The 2070-nt window shown below is 45.3% G+C and carries 3 protein-coding genes and 1 pseudogene; all 4 read left to right on the top strand.

What is annotated here, in order from left to right:
• A pseudogene (locus tag ACFIMC_RS04790) lies at positions 1 to 138 on the top strand (phage tail protein); the annotation flags it as partial.
• Between the two features lie 3 nt (positions 139 to 141).
• Positions 142 to 660: a phage major tail tube protein gene (locus tag ACFIMC_RS04785; RefSeq protein ID WP_015856800.1), complete on the top strand. Its 519-nt coding sequence runs from the start codon at positions 142 to 144 to the stop codon at positions 658 to 660.
• 41 nt (positions 661 to 701) lie between these two features.
• Positions 702 to 1115 carry a hypothetical protein gene (locus ACFIMC_RS04780; protein WP_375667721.1) on the top strand — a complete coding sequence of 138 codons (414 nt, stop codon included), beginning with the start codon at positions 702 to 704 and terminating at the stop codon, positions 1113 to 1115.
• Between the two features lie 131 nt (positions 1116 to 1246).
• Positions 1247 to 2070 (top strand): phage tail tape measure protein (locus tag ACFIMC_RS04775; RefSeq protein ID WP_375680791.1); only part of this gene is annotated, 824 nt, incomplete at its 3' end.

The raw sequence follows: 2070 nt of genomic DNA, 5'->3' as shown, positions 1-2070 counted from the left end.
CCACCTTTAGAAGATTTGAGTTTCGGCAGCCGGCGCAATAGCGCTTATTTTGACCGTTTGGCGCAAGATATCCAAAAGAAAATGACTTATCAATTTGGCGATACGCTTGAAACTTATCGCAAAGCAGCAAGGAGTTAAAGCATGACTTTACGCATTGTACGCGGTTTTACCTTGATTGTTGATGATGATGTGAATCTCCATCTTGATCTTGAAACCCTCAAATTACCTACGTTAGAAGAAATCACCGAAACCTATCAACCGGGCGGCTCTGATATGCAAATTGATGTGAGCGGTCTTGGTGTGAAAGCTTTGAGTTTACAAATGAAAATCCGCAGCCACACACCAGAAATTATCGGCATCTTTGGTGGTCCTCCTGGTCTTCGTCATAAATTTACTGGCAAAAAACATGTGATCTCTGAAGAAGATGGACGCGAGCATGAACATTCCATTGATGTGACAGGGCGGTTGGTCAAAGTCGATAGCGAAGGCTTAACAGCTGGGAAAGCCACAGGCTATGATTGCGAGATCAAAAATGTTTGGGATTATACGGAATTTTGGGATGGTTCTGTTTTGCACCGCTTTTCTTTTAAACGGGGCGGCTGGCTTGTCCGCAATGGGCAAGAGATCGGTTCTCGCCGCCGCTCTATTCTCAACTTATAAGCTCTCATTATTGATAGGGTTCTCATTTATAGGAATTGATCATGACAAGTTTACAAACCAGCATTGACGTGGAATTGCAGGTTCCGTTTCTTTATCAAGATAAAGGTGGCAAAGAATCTCTCTGCAAGAAACTGACCTTTTATCGCCCCACTTTTAAGCATGCCAAGCAATTAGCGGTGCTCATTGGACCACAATTGACAGAGCTGCTGCTTCCTGAGTTTGGAGAGCAAAAAACAACTTTGAGCAATGATGTGCTTATCACGAAGCTTTCTCAAGTTTTGTTCACAAGTGAGGCAACAGAAGGCATCACAGCACTTTTGGCTGATATGTCACATGAATCTATTGAATTGATTGATCGAGTTGATGTGATGGATATTGTCGCAATATTGAAGGCTTTTTTTGCTTTTTTTACGCAACGCCAATCCTCTCTGCCGGACAATTTGGGGCAGAACTAGCCCTTTATTATCACTGGGCGCCTTCAGAGATTAACCAGATGGATTGGCTGGATGTGATTGCCTATCGAGAAGAACTCGCGCGCTTTAAAGCCCAAGAATATGAAAGCCATCAGTTAGGATAAGAGACGATCATGGATGTTTCCCTTGTTGTGCGTTTTGTTAATCATCTGCAAGAGGGGATCGCTTCTGCCAAGCGGGATCTTGCAGCCTTTAGTTCAGATGTTGCGCATTTCCAAAACAAGACAAGGCAGCATTTTAAAGGGTGGTTTGACCCAGAGCATCTTGAGGATGCGACAAAGAATGCGGAAAATGCTTTTAACCATGCGCGGGGGCGTATGGTGGGTGCCATTGCGCAAACAGCAACCTTAATTGCACCGCTCTATAAAGCCATGCAATTTGATCAATCGATGAAGGGCTTGGAAAAGGTTCTCGATGCCCCCCTTGATCGCTTAAAGGAATTGCGCCGTTTTGCGCTTGAAACCTCCACCAAGATTCCGTTAGCGGCGCGTGAAGTCTTAGAATTGATGACCAGTGCCAGCCAAGCAGGGATTGGCGAACAAGATCTGGAAGCTTTTAGCATTTATGCCGCTAAAGCAGCTGTAGCTTTTGATATGACGGGAGATCAGATTGGGGAGCGCTTTGCCAAATTGCGCAATGTCTTTAAGCTTAATCAGGTAGGTATTGAAGATCTAGGTGATGCTATCAATCATCTCTCTAATCACATGGCGGCAAAAGCCAGTGAAGTGTCTGATTTTACCAATCGTGCCACCGGTGCGGCAACCATGTTTAAGCTCACCGCGCGCGAAACTGCGGCATTTGGTACGGCGATGATTTCTGCTGGGATTGTTCCAGAGAGTGCTGCGCGTGGTTTTAATGCCATGAGTGCGCGCATTCAAGCAGGGGGCAAGCATATTGAAGATGCTTTTGCCAATATTGGGCTTTCCCGCGAAAAATT

Source organism: Bartonella sp. AP21QHHD, from assembly GCF_042196205.1.
In the GTDB taxonomy this organism is placed as follows: domain Bacteria; phylum Pseudomonadota; class Alphaproteobacteria; order Rhizobiales; family Rhizobiaceae; genus Bartonella.
This window is presented reverse-complemented; position numbering and strand designations above follow the sequence as displayed.

Bases quoted from the DNA above. Each gene is read 5' to 3' on its own strand.
- ACFIMC_RS04780 (WP_375667721.1), top strand. From the start codon at position 702: ATGACAAGTTTACAAACCAGCATTGACGTGGAATTGCAGGTTCCGTTT.
- ACFIMC_RS04785 (WP_015856800.1), top strand. From the start codon at position 142: ATGACTTTACGCATTGTACGCGGTTTTACCTTGATTGTTGATGATGAT.